Origin of the sequence: Streptomyces olivochromogenes (assembly GCF_001514115.1) — a bacterium.
Taxonomy (GTDB): Bacteria; Actinomycetota; Actinomycetes; order Streptomycetales; family Streptomycetaceae; genus Streptomyces; species Streptomyces olivochromogenes.
Genome location: NZ_KQ948457.1, coordinates 121,329 through 135,364, shown reverse-complemented (window position 1 = coordinate 135,364; position 14,036 = coordinate 121,329). Strand labels below are relative to the sequence as shown.

The following is a 14,036-nucleotide window of genomic DNA, read 5'->3' as shown; positions in this document are numbered from 1 at the left end:
CGGCGTGGGCGCGAACAAGAACGAGGGGGGTTCCCGCCGGGACCGCGACCGGCGGATCGGACGGCGGGCGCTGCTGATCGGCGGCGCCGCGGCCGCCGTGGGCACGGCGGTGCTCGCACGCGGTGAGCTCGGCCACCTGTGGTGGCGGCTGCCCGGCGTCGAAAAGCCCCGGGTGGCGGGAGCCGTCGACTTCCGGGGTGCGCAGTGGGTGGCCGCCTCGTCGGCGAACTGGCGGCGGGCGGACCGGCCCGACGACTACGGGATAGACCGGGTCGTCATCCACGTCACCCAGGGCAGCTACCGAAGCGCCGTGAAGGTCTTCCAGGACCCGGCACACGGCGCGGCCGCGCACTACATCGTGCGCAAGGACGGACACATCACGCAGATGATCCGCGAGCTGGACGTGGCCTTCCACGCGGGCAACCGGGGGTACAACGAGCGGAGCGTCGGCATCGAGCACGAGGGCTTCGTGGAGCGCGCCTCGTCGTTCACGGACGCCATGTACGCGGCCTCGGCGCGGCTGACGGCCGGGATCTGCGGGCGGTACGGCATTCCCGTGGACCGTGCGCACATCATCGGACACGTCGAGGTGCCGGGCACGGACCACACGGACCCCGGGCGGTACTGGGACTGGGACCGGTACATACGGCTGGTACGGCAGGCCCGCACCGCGGCGGAGCCGACGCGCACAGCGGGGGCGTAGCCACCAGAGAGCGCTTTCGGTGGGCGCTCACAGACAGCGGAGCGCAGGGCTCAAGTCACCTAATCGTGATGCTGTGAGGCGGCGACGGTACGCGCCTGTCCCTTGCGTCCCCTGAGGCCGATGTGACCAGCGACACGTCAACTCTCGCTGTTTCCCGGGGAGTTCATCCTGACTTTAAGTCATCGGATTTCACAGCGACGACGGCGTTCTCCTAACTCCGGCCCAGTCTTCACATAGCCCTTGGGCCGAGAGTCCACCGCTATGACTCACACCACGGGCAAGACCCCGGGCAAGTCCACGGGCAAGGGCATGCACCGCCGCAAGTTCCTCGGCGGGATGGCCGGAGCGGGCATCGCGGCGGTGACCGCGGGCGGCACGGCCATCGCCTTACTGACGAACGCGACACAGAACAAGGCGCACGCCGCGGGCACCACGCTGACCATCCCCGACCTCCTGGAGGGGACCACCACGGACGGCACGACGACGTTCACCCTGGAGGCGAAGGCCGGCACCAGCGAGGTGCTCAGCGGAGTGACCAGCACGACCGCGGGCTACAACCAGTCGTTCCTCGGCCCCACCATGAAGTGGACCTCGGGCGACACCGTCCTGCTGAACATCACCAACAGCCTCACCGAGGACACCACCGTCCACTTCCACGGCGCGCACGTCCCGCCCAGCATGGACGGCGGCCCGCAGAACTCCTTCGCCGCGGGGAAGACCTGGTCGCCCACCTTCACGGTCAAGGACGAGGCGAAGACGCTCTGGTATCACCCGCACGCCCTGGGCACCACCGCGGAGCAGGCCACCCACGGCCTCGCGGGCATGATCATCGTCGAGGACGACTCGGACGCGTCCGCGGCCCTGCCCAGCACCTACGGCACCGACGACATCCCGATCATCCTGCAGTGCCTGGCCACCGACAGCGCCGGAGACATCAAGTACAACCTGACCGGCTACCTCAGCAACGGCCTGAGCTTCCCGCTGCTGTGCAACGGCACGAACGTCGACGACACCACGCTCTCCTTCACCGCCACCAAGAAGCGCACCCGCTTCCGGCTGCTCAACGCCTCGCCGTCCGACATCATCACCATCCAGCGCAGCGACGGCGCGACGCTCACCCAGATCGCCACCGACCAGGGCTATCTGACCGAGGCCACCGAGGTGGCATCGATCCGGCTGGTGGCGGGCGCGCGGGCCGAGTTCGTCATGGAGCTCAGCGACGCGGTGACGTTGGAGGCCGTGGTGACGACGGGCTGGGTGCGCGGCGGCAGCGGGACGTACGAGTTCCTGACCGTCACCCCCGACACCTCGGACACTCCGGAGACCCTGCCGACCCTGAACACCATCACCCGCTACGACACCAGTGACTTCACCGCACGGACGATCACGCTCGGCCAGAGCGGCACAACGATGACGATCAACGGCTCCGCCGGGACGAGCATGTCCTCGATGGCGATGATCAGCACCACCCTGGGTGCCGAGGAGGTGTGGACGGTCAAGAACAGCACGCAGCTTGAACACTCGTTCCATCTGCATGACGTGCCGTTCCAGCTGATCTCCATCAACGGGGAGGATCCGACGGGCGTCCAACTGGGCTGGTACGACACGTTCGAGGTGGTCGGCGGCGGCTCCATCGAGATCGCGATGAAGTTCACCGACTTCTCGGACGACACCTATATGTACATGCTCCATTGCCATCTGCTGCAACACGAGGACGAGGGCATGATGGCCTCCCTCATGGTCACGGACAGCTAGGGCAACGGCCGGTACGCGGTGAGCGAGTGCGGTGGTGTCAGGTCAGGCCTGCCGTCCGTGCCCGCTCCACCGCCGGACCGATCGCCTTGGCCACCGCCTCGACGTCCGCCTCCGTGGAGGTGTGGCCGAGGGAGAAGCGCAGGGTGCCGCGGGCCAGGTCGGGGTCGGCGCCGGTGGCCAGCAGGACGTGGCTGGGCTGGGCGACGCCCGCCGTGCACGCGGAGCCCGTGGAGCACTCGATGCCCTGGGCGTCCAGCAGAAGCAGCAGGGAGTCGCCCTCGCAGCCCGGGAACGTGAAGTGCGCGTTGGCGGGCAGCCGGCCCCCGGTCGCGGGGTCACCGCCGAGGATCGCGTCGGGCACGGCGGCGCGTACGGCGTCGACCAGGTCGTCGCGCAGGGCGCCGATCTCGCGGGCGAACCACTCGCGCTGCTCGGCGGCGAGCCGCCCGGCGACCGCGAACGAGGCGATGGCGGGTACGTCGAGGGTGCCGGAGCGCACATGCCGCTCCTGGCCGCCGCCGTGCAGCACGGGTACGGGCGTGTACTCGCGGCCCAGCAACAGGGCCCCGATGCCGTACGGGCCGCCGATCTTGTGGCCGGAGACGGTCATCGCGGCGAGGCCGGAGGCGGTGAAGTCGACGGGCACCTGACCGAAGGCCTGGACCGCGTCGGCGTGCAGCGGGATCCCGAACTCGGCCGTGACGTCGGCCAGTTCGCGGACCGCCATCACCGTACCGATCTCGTTGTTGGCCCACATGACGGTGGCGAGGGCGACGTCGTCGGGGTTTCGGGCGATGGCCTCGCGCAGGACGTCCGGGTGGACGCGGCCGTAGGAGTCGACGGGCAGGTACTCGACCGTGGCGCCCTCGTGTTCGCCGAGCCAGTGGACGGCGTCGAGGACGGCGTGGTGTTCGACCGGGCTCGCGAGGACCCGGGTGCGGGCCGGGTCGGCGTCGCGGCGTGCCCAGTACAGGCCCTTCACGGCGAGGTTGTCGGCCTCGGTGCCGCCGGAGGTGAAGACGACCTCGCTGGGGCGGGCGCCGAGGGCCTCCGCCAGGGTTTCCCGGGCTTCCTCGACCGTCCGCCGGGCGCGGCGGCCGGCGGCGTGGAGGGAGGAGGCGTTGCCCGTGACGCTCAGCTGGGCGGTCAGCGCCTCTACCGCCTCGGGGAGCATCGGTGTGGTCGCGGCGTGGTCGAGGTAAGCCATGATGGGCCCGATTCTACGGGCCGTCCGTCCGCGGTCTCGGCCCCCGTCCGGGTAGCCGCCCGTCCGCCCCTCGTTCCGCCGTGGATCGAACGCTTCGCTGGGCGGCGGCTCAGAAGTTCCAGGACACCGTGCTGTCGAACTGCATGAACGCCACCAGCACCAGCAGATCGGCGATGCCGAGGCCGAGGCCGAGGAAGGCGCGGCCGCGGCGGGCGGTGCCGCGCCAGAGGGCGACGGAGGCCAGGGCGATGGCGATCGGGCCCAGGAAGACGTTCAGGACCAGCAGGCCCAGGAGGCCGAGGATGAAGGAGGCGACGGCCATGCCGTCGGCGTCCTTGGTGCCGGTCCCGCGGGTGGGCGCGCCGGGCACGGCCGCGGTGGGCTTGGCCGCGGTGGGCTTGGTCGCGGTGGCGAGGTGGGTTCGCTCGGTGAGTTCCATGACGTGAGTCAGCTCCCAACGATCAGCTGGTGGAGGTGTGGCGCCGGCGGGCATTGCGCTCGCGGACCGCGAAGACGGCCAGCCAGACGCCGATGACGGCCGCGGCGACGAGGGTGACGGGCAGCGGGGCGTGGGCTATGGAGCCCATCACGACACCCAGCAGCAGGAGGGCGGCGACGAGGAACAACATGAGGTGCCTCTCGACAGTGAACCCCGATTGTTTCGGGGACTTGACGACTCAGTGAACGGTTGTAGTAACACTTGTTCACTGACTCCAGAGTCTAGCGCGTCGCCCGGCTTTTCAATTACAGAGAACAGTTGTTAACTGCATGGTATGAGTCACACTCTCGGCATCCGGCAGGCCCAGAAGCAGAAGACCCGTCAGGCGCTCCTGGACGCGGCGTTGGAACTGCTGGAGGAGCAGAGCCTGAGCAGCCTGGGTCTGCGCGAGGTCACCCGCGCCGTCGGAGTCGCGCCGACCGCCTTCTACCGGCACTTCCGCTCGACGGAGGACCTCGGCGTGGCGCTGGTCGAGGAGGCGCTCGGCAGTCTGCACCCGATGATCGGGGACACGGTCTCCGCGGCCGGTGACAGCGCCGGACGCATCGAGCGCGCGGTCGACCTGATCGCCCACCATGTCGAATCCCATCCCGCGCACGTCCGTTTCATCGCGCGCGAGCGGCACGGCGGCGTCCAGCGGGTGCGGCGGGCGATCAGGGAGCAACTGGAGCGGTTCGCCGAGGAGGTGAAGGTCGAGCTGGCCAAGCACCCCGAGTCGAAGGGGTGGAGCGACGACGACCTGTTGATGCTCGCGGGGCTGTACGTCGACCAGATGCTGATGACGGCCTCGCTCTGTCTGGAGGCACTGGAGGCGTCCGAGGAGGAGCGGGAGCGGGTGACCCGTGTCGCGACCCGCCAGATGCGGCTGATCGCCATCGGCCGCCGCAACTGGCTGGGGTGACGCACCCGAGTATCGAGTACGCCACCCCTGAGAGAACCGGGACGGGCTCAGCCCTGTGCCGGCTGCCCGCTGGGCTGACCGCTCGGCTGCCCCCCGCCGCCCGGGCCGCCACCGCAGCCGCCCTGACCGCCGCCCTGGCCACCACCCGGACCGCCGGACGGCATGCCCGAGGGACCGCCGGAGGGCATCTTGCCGGTGGGCATGTTCGACGGTGTCCCGGAGGGCGAGCCCGTGGGCATCCCGGAGCCCCCGCCGCCCGGCCTGCCCGACGCGCCTCCGCTCGGCATTCCGGAGGGCCGCTGACAGTTCTGGCTCGAGTTGCCACTGTTCGAGGACGACGAGTCGCCCGAGCCGCAGGCCGCCAGCAACGGCGAGAGCGCCAGCAGGGCGACGGCGGGGACGAGGCGGGCACGACGGTTCATGAGGTAACTCCCAGTCAAGTCACGTGGACCGGTTGATGAAGGCCGGATGAGTGCGGGACGAGCGGTGGACAGAGGACCAGATCCACGTAGGGCCGCGCTGTGCCGAACCTGTGGCTACCTGTGGGTCAACTTCCCTCGCGCGGGGCGCGATCCCCGCCGTACACCGCACCGATCGCGGCCGCCGCCCCGGCCAGTTCCGCCCGCGCCTCTGGCGGCGACAGCACCTCCACCGTGTCCACGAAGGCCAGCAGCGTGCGGGCCTCGCGGACGACGCCGTACGACAGGTGCGCGAGGACCCACTCGCTCTCGCCGTCGTCCTCCGGAAGCGCCGTGAGGGAGGCCGCGTTGAGCCTGAGGAACATGTCGAGGCGGGAACGCCGTACCCGAACTGTGACATCGAGACCGCCCGGCCGCTCCTCGACCTGGCGCCGCAACACCTCCCAGACGTTGCCGAGTTCGACGCCCGGGCGCCGCTTCACGGGATCGCCCAGGAGCGTCGCCGAACGCACCCGGTCGGCCCGGAACAGCTGTGGCCGGCCGCGCCGGTCGGCCACGAGGTACCAGACGCCCGCCTTGGACACGAGTCCGTACGGGTCGACGGTGTAGGTGCTGGGCTCGGTGTGCCCGCCGTGCCGGTAGCTGAGCCGCAGCCTGCGGTCGGCGAAGACCGCGTCCTGGAGCACCTCCAGGTCCACGGCCCGCTGGGGGCCGCCCTTCCAGCGCGTCGCGTCGACGAGGATCCGGCGGCTGGTCACCTCGGCGGCCGGACGGTGCGGCGCCGGCAGCGCCGCCATCACCTTGCGCAGCGCGGAACCGAGCGCCGCGTCCAGGCCGAGCGCGGCGTGCGCGCCCTGCGCGGCCAGGATGAACAGCGCGCGGGACTCGTCGGCGGTCAGTCCCGTGACGTCCGTACGGAATCCGGCGAGCAGTTCGATGCCGCCGTGCCGCCCGCGCTCGGCGTACACCGGGACGCCGGAGGCCGAAAGGGCCTCGATGTCGCGGTAGATGGTGCGCACCGACACCTCGAGCCGGTCGGCGAGTTCGTGCGCGGGGACGCGGCCGCGGGTCTGCAGCAGCAGAAGGATCGAGAGCAGGCGGTCGGACTTCACGCGCACCAGGATCGCGCACCGCGGATCACGTCCGCCGATGCCCGCGGACGCTCGTCCGAAGCTCGCCGTAAATGCTGACGGAAACTGTCAGGTTATCCGGCGAACCTGAGGCGCAACGGCACGACAACGCAACGCCGACACCCGACACACGCCACCGACACCGACACCGACACCGACACCGACACATCTACGCCGTCACACCTACGCCGACAGAGGTTCGCCATGAACATCGACCCCCGCCCCCTCTACACCCGCGCCGGCGACCAGATCGCCGCTCTGGTCGAGACGGTTCGCCCGGAACAGCTCGCCGGTCCCACCCCGTGCGCCGAGTTCGACGTACGGACCCTGCTGTCGCACATCGCGGGCGGTACCCGCCGGATCGCCGTGGTCGGTGCGGGCGGCGACGGAATGGCCGTACGACCGTTCCTCGACGGCGTCGAGGACGACCGCTGGAGCGCGGCGTACGACGAGGTCAGGACGGAGGCCCGGAAGTCCTGGGCGGACGACGCGCGCCTGGACGCGCTCGTCACCGTGCCGTGGGGCGAGGCCCCCGGACGTATCGCCCTGTCGGGCTATGTGATGGAGGCCGTGACCCACACGTGGGATCTCTCCGAGTCCCTCGGACGGCCGCTCGCACTCGATCCGGAGCTGGCCGAGTTCGCGCTCGGGATCGCCCGGCGCGTACTGCCGGACGAGCGGCGCGACGACGAGGAGCTGCCGTTCGACTCGGCGGTGCCGGCCCCCGAAGGGGCCGACGCCTATGGACGGCTCGCGGCCTACCTGGGCCGGCGACCGCTCAGCTGAGCCGGACCCGGGCGAGCTGTCGGGACTGCGCGACCAGCCGGTCCGCGCTGTCCCACACCTCGGCGTCCTCCTCCAGGAAGCCGCCGGCGAGGTTGCGGGTGGTGATCGACACCCGCAGCGGGCCCGGCGCCGGACGGCAGCGCACATGGACCGTCAGTTCGACCGTCGGCACCCAGCCGGAGATACCGAGCTCGAAGGCGGTGGGCGGCAGCGCGTCCACCGCGAGGAGCAGCGAGAGAGGGTCGGGGTCACGGCCGTCGGCGAGCCCGAACCAGGAGCGCATCTCGCCCTTCCCGGACGGCGCCCCCAGGGCCCAACCGAGAGTCGCGGGGTCGAGCTTGAGCATCAGCCGCTCGGTGATGGCGGAGCTGCCCTCGACGGGCGCCGGTCCGTCCTCCGGCCCGAAGCAGTGCTCCATGGGCGGGATCACGGGAGGTGCCGCCGTGGTGCGGACGTCGTCGGGCAGGGCGTCGAGGTCGCCGTACGAGGCGAGTACGCGGATCCGTTCGACCTCGCGGCCCTCGTCGTCGTACTGGAAGAGCGAGGCCTGCCCGGTCGACAGGGTCCGCCCCGTCCGGACGACGTCCGTTCGGACCACAGCCGGGCCGGGTTGCGACGCGGTCAGATAGTGCGCGGAGACGGTGAACGGGTCGCTGTGCGGCAGGGCGTCGGAGAGGGCGCGGCCCAGGACGGCGAGCAGATAGCCGCCGTTGACGGCGCTGATGATGGTCCATCCGGCGGACAGGTCGATGTCGTAGACGCCGGGTTCGCGCAGGGTGACCGCGGTGTCGCGGTCGAACTCGCTGTCACCGATCGCGGCGCGCGCGGCCTGTGCGGTAGCTGCTTCTGACATGCCTGAACGGTACAACAGGTAATTACTAAGCGGTAGCTTTTACTGTTTCGGGCATGTGAACCCCGTCACCCGGGAGTGAGGTTTCGGCAATTTCTTGGTAAGTGTCCGAACTCTTCCGTGAACCAACGGCATCGGATCCCCCTCTCCAAGGACATAGAACCCGATGCAGCTGCAGACCGTTGATCCAGCCCGTCACAGGAAGAGCCGCACACACCGTGAGCCTCACCGGAACGCCGTTCCTCCTCACCGCCATCGTCCTGGTCGCGGTCGCCCTGATCCTTCCTCTCGTGCTGTGGTCGCGCATTCCCGGCCCCAAGGTGCTGCGCAGCGTGGCCCGGATGGTGATGCTGCTGTTCGCCCAGGGCACCGCGATCACCCTCGTCTTCGTGCTCGTGAACAACGCCAACAGCCTGTACGACAACTGGGCCGACCTGCTCGGCACGGGCAACCACGTGCGGGCGGCCGCCAACCTCGGCCGTGACGGCACCGGCGGTATCTCGCTGCGCAAGCTCCCCAAGGTCCGCCAGACGTTCTCGGCGGCCGACGGCCCCGGTATGTCCAAGGCGGGCGGGGTGAAGGTCACCCAGCTGCACGGCCAGGTGTCGGGTGTGGACGCGGAGGTCTACGTCTGGCTGCCGCCGCAGTACAACGAGCCCGCCTACCGCAACCGGAAGTTCCCCGTCGTGGAGCTGCTGCCCGGCTATCCGGGCTCGGCGAAGGCGTGGTTCGGTTCGCTGAAGGTGCATGAGCAGTTGCTGCCCCTGATGCGCGACGGACAGGTCGCGCCGTTCATCCTGGTGGCGCCGCGCACGAATCTGCTGGCCAAGACCGACACCGGTTGCGCGAACGTGCCCGGCAAGGTGAACGCCGACACCTGGCTCAGCATCGACGTGCCGAAGATGGTGGTGGACAACTTCCGGGCGAAGTCCGCGCCGGACGGCTGGGGCGTGGCCGGCTACTCGGCCGGGGCGCACTGCGCGGCCAAGCTCGCCGTCGCCCACCCCGACCGCTTCCGGGCCGCGGTGAGCATGTCCGGGTACAACGACCCGATCGGCGAACGCAATTCGCTCACGGCGCGGAGCCTGACGCTGCGCCGGGAGAACAATCCCTACCTGCTGCTCAAGTCCTACCGCACGCCGCCCCGCATCTCCCTCTACCTCTCCGGCGAGACGCACGACGGCTACGAGGCCGGCGCGGCGCTCCAGTCGATCGCGAAGGCACCGACGAGCGTGCAGGTCGTGCTGCTGCCGCGGAGCGCGGGCGGCCACAACATGGCCCTGTGGCGACCGCAGATCCCGGAGACCTTCCGTTGGCTGACCCTGCAGATCGGGCCGGGGGCGCACGCTAAGGAGTCTCCGACTCCGTCGCCGTCGACCGGCGGTGCCAAGCACGAGGCGCTCGCCAGTGGTACCGCATCGCAAGCAGCCGCAGGACGAAAGCGGTGACGGCCGCGAGCCCGCTGGTGAACGGGGACAGCGCGTCGTAGCGGATGCACAGGACCACCATCGTGGCGCCGACGATCGCTGGGACCGCGTACAGATCGCGGTCCCAGCGCAGCAGTGAGGGCACCTCGTTGGCGAGGACGTCGCGCAGCACACCGCCGCCGACCGCGGTGGCAAGACCCAGGGCGGCGGACGAGGTCAGGCCGAGGCCGTACTCGTACGCCTTCGTGGTGCCCGCGACGCAGAACAGGCCGAGTCCGGCCGCGTCGAAGACGTTGACCGCGACCTGGATGCGCTCCACCTCCGGGTGGAGGAAGAACACCAGCAGCGCGGCGAGCAGCGGGGTGCTGAAGTAGCCGAGGTCGGTGAACGCGGCCGGGGGCACGGCCCCGATGACCATGTCGCGGAACAGCCCTCCGCCCAGTGCGGTGACCTCGGCGAGGACGGCGATGCCGAAGACGTCGAAGTTCTTGCGGACGGCCAGCAGGGCGCCGGAGATCGCGAAGACGAAGATCCCCACGAGGTCGAGCACATGCTGGACGGAGGGGGTGAACAGTTCCTGAAGCACCCGGACATTCTCACCTGTCGCGGGGGTTGCACCTTACAAAGAAAGGCTTACAGGGCTGGTTTCCCTGTGGTGAACAGCCAGGTCTGGAAAAGGTCGTCGAGCTGTTGCCCTGAGATCCTCTCGGCGAGGCGGATGAAGTCGGCGGTGTCGGCGTTGCCGTACTTGTGGAGCTTCGTCCAGGCGGGCAGCAGTTTGAAGAACGCGGTGTCGCCGATGCGCTCGCGCAGCATCTGCAAGGTCATCGCGCCGCGCTGGTAGACCGCCGAGGCGAACATGGTGTCGCGCTGCGGGTCGGCGACGACGGTCCCCCAGAAGGCCGAGTCCCCGGGGCGCGAGTTGTAGCCGGCGAGGAAGGAGTCGTGCGCCGAGCGGATCCCCTTGTGCTCGGACCACAGCCACTGGGCGTAGGTCGCGAAGCCCTCGTTCAGCCAGATGTCCTTCCAGCGTGCCACCGACACGGAGTCGCCGAACCACTGGTGGGCCAGCTCGTGCACGATGGTCGACTCCGAGCGCACGGCGGAGTACGCGGGCTTCGACTGCACCTCCAGCGAGAACCCCGCCTCCGGCATGTCGTCGACGATCGCGCCGGTCTCCTCGAAGGGGTAGGGCCCGAAGACCTGCGACCAGTAGTCGGTGGCCTCGGCCGTCACGGCGTACACGTCGACGCTGTTGCTGCCCGCGAGCACCGGGTCGATGGCCACGTAGATCGGTGTCCCGGCCGGGGTCGTCCCCGTCTTCACGTCGAACTTCCCGATGGTCGCGGTCGCGAGGTAGGTCGCCATCGGCCTGCTCTCGCGCCAGTGCGCGACCGTGCTGCCGCCCTTGTCGTACGTCGATATCAGCCGCCCGTTGGAGACGCCCGTCAGGCCCTTGGGCGCCTTGATCCGGATGTCGTAGGTGGCCTTGTCGGAGGGGTGGTCGCTGGAGGGGAACCAGGTGGAGGCGGCGTTGGGCTCACAGGCCACGAAGACTCCGTCGGCGGTCTTCATCCACCCGTAGTCGGAGCCGAAGACGATGGGACCGTTGAGGGCTTCGGGGACGCCGCCGTAGGTGACGGTGACGGTGAAGGTCCTGCCCTTGCGGATCGCCCCGTGCGGGGTGATGTGGATCTCGTCGCCGTCGCGGGTGAAGTCGGCGCGTCTGCCGTCCACTTCGACGCGGGTGACCTCCAGTTTCTGGAGGTCGAGGTCGAAGGAGGAGAGGGACTGGGTGGCGCGGGCCGTGAGGGTCGTACGGCCGTCCAGACGGTCGGTGTCCGGGTTGTACGCCACGTTCAGGTCGTAGTGGCGGGCGTCGAAGCCGCCGTTGCCGAGCTGGGGGAAGTAGGAGTCGCCGATGCCGTCGGCGCCCGGGGTCGGGGCGGAGGAGGCGGCGATGACGAGGAAAGAGGCCGCCGCGGTCGCGAGGGCCCCTAAACGCGCCGAACGGGAGAGTGCCATGAGCGTCCCTTTCGTACGTGTTCCGATCGTTCCCGATCAGTTGGACACGCGAGACTCTGCACTCTTTCATTCGGGCATGTTCATGACTTTACCCAATCGTCATGGCCTACCCGCCGGTTGACTCCTGACGATCGCCTCCCGGTCTCCCCGAACGGGCGGAAACAGTCCTCCATTTGACCGCACGAAGACCCGGCCGTTCCCGAGTTTTTACCGCACAAAGCGGCAGGCTCAATTGTTGCTCAACTCCACGGGATGTGATTGACCGGCCTCGGTCAACTTCATACGCTCATTCCAGCTTGACGGGCTCCGCCAAAACGGAGGCCGGACCACTTGCATGGGGGAAATTCATGCGTAAGAGAACCAAGCTGGCCACACTCGTCGTCGCCGGAGTAATGCCGCTCGTCGCGGGTGCGGCGCCGGCCTCGGCGGCCGTCACTCCGAAAAGGTCGTGCCCGGTCGATTACGGGGTCCTGATCACCTCGCACTCGGCCTATCGGATTCCCGCCTCGGGGGCCTACTTCAAGGATGGTCCGGGCGGCACCATCACCGCCTCCGTCACCAGGGCGTCCACCATCACGTACAGCGTCTCCGCCTCCCTGGAGGTGAGCGCGAGCTACCTCTTCGCCTCGGCCAAGGCGTCGGTGAGCGGCAGCATCACCAAGTCCGTGGCGATCACGACCGGCCACACGTACTCGCACAACATCCGCTCCAACAAGTACGGGAACCTGCAGTACGGCTCCAACGGCTTCAAGGTCGGATGGGAGTCGAACCGCACGAACCCGAACTGTTCGGTGACGACGCTCGCGAGGGGTACGGCCAAGCTTCCGGCGACTTCGGTCGGCTGGCACTACTGGGAAACCAGTTCCTGATAATTCTTCAAAACAAATGCCCCGGTAACCATTTCTCTGGTTACCGGGGCATACGTTTCGGTGAATTCACACCGAGCTGTTCACTTCGACCTGTTCACTTCTTGCTGTCGGATCCCGACTCCTCCGACGAGTCGGACTCGTCGACGGCGACCGTTTCGGAAGCCTCTTCGGCAGCGGCCTCTTCGGGGGCGGCCTCCTCGGGGGCAGCTTCCTCGGGGGCAGCCTCCTCGGGGGCGGCCTCCTCGGCGGGCTCGGTGGTCGTCTCCGCGGCGGGCTCCGGAGTCTCCTCCGTGGTTTCCAGTTCCGCGGCCACCGCCGCCGACGTCTCCGCCGACTCCGCCAGCACCTCGTCGGCCACGAGCGCCGCGGCCTCCTTCGCCACGGACAGCAGCACCGTGTCCTGCGGTGCCTGGTCCTCGAAGTTCTCCGGGTGGTGGCAGGCGACCTGCTGGCCGGGCTTCAGCTCCACGAGCGGCGGCTCGGTCGTCTTGCAGATCTCCGTGGCCTTCCAGCACCGCGTGTGGAAGCGGCAGCCGCTCGGCGGCGCGATCGGCGAGGGCACATCGCCCTTGAGCAGGATGCGCTCGCTCTTCACGTTCCGGCGCTTGGGGTCCGGGATCGGCACCGCGGACATCAGCGCCTTGGTGTACGGGTGCATCGGCGCCTTGTAGAGCGAGTCGCGGTCGGCGAGCTCCACGATCTTGCCGAGGTACATCACCGCGATCCGGTCCGAGACGTGCCGGACCACCGACAGGTCGTGCGCGATGATCACGTACGTGAGGCCGAGCTCCTGCTGCAGGTCGTCGAGAAGGTTGACGACCTGCGCCTGGATGGACACGTCCAGCGCCGACACCGGCTCGTCCGCGACGACCAGCTTCGGGTTGAGCGCGAGCGCGCGGGCGATGCCGATGCGCTGGCGCTGGCCGCCGGAGAACTCGTGCGGATAGCGGTTGTAGTGCTCGGGGTTGAGGCCGACGACCGACAGCAGTCGCTGGACCTCCTTCTTGACACCGCCCTCGGGGGTCACGCCCTGCAGCTTGAACGGGGCACTGATGATCGTGCCGACCGTGTGGCGGGGGTTGAGTGACGAGTACGGGTCCTGGAAGATCATCTGGACGTCACGGCGCATCGGACGCATACCGCCCACACCGAGGTGCGTGATGTCCTTGCCCTGGAACTCGACCTTGCCCGCGGTCGGTTCGAGCAGCCGCGTGATGAGCCGGCCCATCGTGGACTTGCCGCAGCCGGACTCGCCCACGACGCCCAGGGTCTCCCCGGAGCGCACCTCGAAGTCGAGGCCGTCGACGGCGCGCACGGCACCGACCTGTCGCTGCAGCAGGCCCTTCCGGATGGGGAAGTGCTTCTGCAGTCCGGTCACCTTCAGCAGGACGTCACCGGGAGCGGCGTCCTTGGTGAGGGTGGCGCCGCCTTCGTCCTGTGCCTGTGCGGGAATGGTCACTTCCGC

15 protein-coding genes are annotated in these 14,036 nt (G+C 69.3%); 6 read left to right on the top strand and 9 right to left on the bottom strand.

Annotated features, from left to right (window positions below):
- Nucleotides 1–4: 4 nt before the first annotated feature.
- The gene (locus tag AQJ27_RS20620) at nt 5–703 is read left to right on the top strand and encodes an N-acetylmuramoyl-L-alanine amidase (protein ID WP_067371356.1); all 699 of its coding nucleotides are present in this window, start codon (nt 5–7) and stop codon (nt 701–703) included.
- A 261-nt stretch (nt 704–964) separates the two neighbouring features.
- Nucleotides 965–2,458 carry a multicopper oxidase family protein gene (locus AQJ27_RS20615; RefSeq protein WP_079065119.1) on the top strand — a complete coding sequence of 498 codons (1,494 nt, stop codon included), beginning with the start codon at nt 965–967 and terminating at the stop codon, nt 2,456–2,458.
- A gap of 37 nt (nt 2,459–2,495) precedes the next feature.
- Here the strand turns inward: AQJ27_RS20615 and AQJ27_RS20610 are convergent, their stop codons facing one another.
- From AQJ27_RS20610 to AQJ27_RS57370, 3 genes are all read right to left on the bottom strand, one after another.
- Entirely contained in the window at nt 2,496–3,665 is a 1,170-nt protein-coding gene (locus tag AQJ27_RS20610; protein WP_067370867.1) for a cysteine desulfurase family protein, read from the bottom strand.
- Between the two features lie 109 nt (nt 3,666–3,774).
- Complete coding sequence (locus tag AQJ27_RS58715) at nt 3,775–4,104, bottom strand: DUF4190 domain-containing protein (RefSeq protein WP_235613547.1); 330 nt, start codon at nt 4,102–4,104, stop codon at nt 3,775–3,777.
- Nucleotides 4,105–4,126: 22 nt separating this feature from the next.
- On the bottom strand, nt 4,127–4,294 hold the full coding sequence (locus AQJ27_RS57370; protein ID WP_096239905.1) for a hypothetical protein: 168 nt from the start codon (nt 4,292–4,294) through the stop codon (nt 4,127–4,129).
- 144 nt (nt 4,295–4,438) lie between these two features.
- Between AQJ27_RS57370 and AQJ27_RS20600 the strand changes: the two genes are divergently transcribed.
- Nucleotides 4,439–5,065, top strand: coding sequence for a TetR family transcriptional regulator (locus AQJ27_RS20600; RefSeq protein ID WP_067370865.1), 627 nt, complete (start codon nt 4,439–4,441; stop codon nt 5,063–5,065).
- 47 nt (nt 5,066–5,112) lie between these two features.
- Here AQJ27_RS20600 and AQJ27_RS52270 read toward each other — a convergent pair whose 3' ends face one another.
- Together AQJ27_RS52270 and AQJ27_RS20595 are read right to left on the bottom strand one after the other, a co-directional pair.
- On the bottom strand, nt 5,113–5,487 hold the full coding sequence (locus AQJ27_RS52270; RefSeq protein WP_079065118.1) for a hypothetical protein: 375 nt from the start codon (nt 5,485–5,487) through the stop codon (nt 5,113–5,115).
- Between the two features lie 125 nt (nt 5,488–5,612).
- Nucleotides 5,613–6,596, bottom strand: a complete 984-nt coding sequence (locus tag AQJ27_RS20595) for a helix-turn-helix transcriptional regulator (protein WP_067371351.1) — start codon at nt 6,594–6,596, stop codon at nt 5,613–5,615.
- Between the two features lie 222 nt (nt 6,597–6,818).
- Between AQJ27_RS20595 and AQJ27_RS20590 the strand changes: the two genes are divergently transcribed.
- Nucleotides 6,819–7,400, top strand: coding sequence for a TIGR03086 family metal-binding protein (locus AQJ27_RS20590; RefSeq protein ID WP_067370863.1), 582 nt, complete (start codon nt 6,819–6,821; stop codon nt 7,398–7,400).
- Here AQJ27_RS20590 and AQJ27_RS20585 read toward each other — a convergent pair.
- The gene (locus tag AQJ27_RS20585) at nt 7,393–8,253 is read right to left on the bottom strand and encodes a thioesterase family protein (RefSeq protein ID WP_067370861.1); all 861 of its coding nucleotides are present in this window, start codon (nt 8,251–8,253) and stop codon (nt 7,393–7,395) included. The two genes, AQJ27_RS20590 and AQJ27_RS20585, sit on opposite strands and share 8 nt — an antisense overlap.
- A 215-nt stretch (nt 8,254–8,468) precedes the next feature.
- Between AQJ27_RS20585 and AQJ27_RS20580 the strand changes: the two genes are divergently transcribed.
- Complete coding sequence (locus AQJ27_RS20580) at nt 8,469–9,698, top strand: alpha/beta hydrolase (RefSeq protein WP_067370859.1); 1,230 nt, start codon at nt 8,469–8,471, stop codon at nt 9,696–9,698.
- Here the strand turns inward: AQJ27_RS20580 and AQJ27_RS20575 are convergent.
- Together AQJ27_RS20575 and AQJ27_RS20570 are read right to left on the bottom strand one after the other, a co-directional pair.
- Nucleotides 9,598–10,263 carry a trimeric intracellular cation channel family protein gene (locus AQJ27_RS20575; RefSeq protein WP_060896611.1) on the bottom strand — a complete coding sequence of 222 codons (666 nt, stop codon included), beginning with the start codon at nt 10,261–10,263 and terminating at the stop codon, nt 9,598–9,600. The two genes, AQJ27_RS20580 and AQJ27_RS20575, sit on opposite strands and share 101 nt — an antisense overlap.
- 47 nt (nt 10,264–10,310) lie before the next feature.
- A complete protein-coding gene (locus tag AQJ27_RS20570; RefSeq protein ID WP_067370857.1) occupies nt 10,311–11,702 on the bottom strand; it encodes a M1 family metallopeptidase in 1,392 nt (463 codons plus the stop codon).
- A 347-nt stretch (nt 11,703–12,049) separates the two neighbouring features.
- Between AQJ27_RS20570 and AQJ27_RS20565 the strand changes: the two genes are divergently transcribed.
- Nucleotides 12,050–12,571, top strand: coding sequence for a hypothetical protein (locus AQJ27_RS20565; RefSeq protein WP_079065117.1), 522 nt, complete (start codon nt 12,050–12,052; stop codon nt 12,569–12,571).
- A 94-nt stretch (nt 12,572–12,665) separates the two neighbouring features.
- On the opposite strand, the gene AQJ27_RS20560 is transcribed toward AQJ27_RS20565, so the two are convergent.
- Entirely contained in the window at nt 12,666–14,030 is a 1,365-nt protein-coding gene (locus AQJ27_RS20560; protein ID WP_162489342.1) for an ABC transporter ATP-binding protein, read from the bottom strand.
- Nucleotides 14,031–14,036 lie beyond the last annotated feature (6 nt).

Coding starts and splice junctions, on each gene's coding strand:
- AQJ27_RS20615 (WP_079065119.1), top strand. CDS start 965: ATGACTCACACCACGGGCAAGACCCCGGGCAAGTCCACGGGCAAGGGC.
- AQJ27_RS20610 (WP_067370867.1), bottom strand. CDS start 3,665: ATGGCTTACCTCGACCACGCCGCGACCACACCGATGCTCCCCGAGGCG.
- AQJ27_RS58715 (WP_235613547.1), bottom strand. CDS start 4,104: ATGGAACTCACCGAGCGAACCCACCTCGCCACCGCGACCAAGCCCACC.
- AQJ27_RS57370 (WP_096239905.1), bottom strand. CDS start 4,294: ATGTTGTTCCTCGTCGCCGCCCTCCTGCTGCTGGGTGTCGTGATGGGC.
- AQJ27_RS20600 (WP_067370865.1), top strand. CDS start 4,439: ATGAGTCACACTCTCGGCATCCGGCAGGCCCAGAAGCAGAAGACCCGT.
- AQJ27_RS52270 (WP_079065118.1), bottom strand. CDS start 5,487: ATGAACCGTCGTGCCCGCCTCGTCCCCGCCGTCGCCCTGCTGGCGCTC.
- AQJ27_RS20590 (WP_067370863.1), top strand. CDS start 6,819: ATGAACATCGACCCCCGCCCCCTCTACACCCGCGCCGGCGACCAGATC.
- AQJ27_RS20585 (WP_067370861.1), bottom strand. CDS start 8,253: ATGTCAGAAGCAGCTACCGCACAGGCCGCGCGCGCCGCGATCGGTGAC.
- AQJ27_RS20570 (WP_067370857.1), bottom strand. CDS start 11,702: ATGGCACTCTCCCGTTCGGCGCGTTTAGGGGCCCTCGCGACCGCGGCG.
- AQJ27_RS20565 (WP_079065117.1), top strand. CDS start 12,050: ATGCGTAAGAGAACCAAGCTGGCCACACTCGTCGTCGCCGGAGTAATG.